This is a genomic window from Halorubrum sp. SS7 (genome assembly GCF_005435055.1).
In the GTDB taxonomy this organism is placed as follows: domain Archaea; phylum Halobacteriota; class Halobacteria; order Halobacteriales; family Haloferacaceae; genus Halorubrum; species Halorubrum salinarum.
In genome coordinates, this window is record NZ_SGXV01000111.1 from 1 (window position 1) to 312 (window position 312).

Sequence of the window (312 nt, forward strand, 5' to 3'; positions counted from 1 at the left end):
AAACGGGGTGAAATCGAGGGTTTCAACCCGCGGAGCATCTCTCCGCGTGACGTCGATAATGCTGATCGAGCCTCGGGGGTCGGTCCGACTCCCCGGAGACTCGTCGAAGGCGGGCTCGCCTTCGTTCGCCGAAAGAACGTACTGACCGTCAGGCGTGATGGTCACCTTGTCGGGCAACGCTCCAACATCTGCCACGGCCAGCAGCTCGAGTTCGCTCGGGTCGTAGAGGGCGACGAATCCGGCTGCTTGTGGGTTCTCGTTTTCGACTGCCACCGCGACGAGATCGCCCACTACGTCGACGCTGTTTGCCCC

At 62.5% G+C, this 312-nt stretch carries 1 protein-coding gene; it reads right to left on the reverse strand.

The window, feature by feature from the left end; genetic code table 11:
• The coding region (locus tag EXE44_RS20930; RefSeq protein WP_394348233.1) for a choice-of-anchor I domain-containing protein at positions 1-312 on the reverse strand (312 nt) is incomplete at both ends.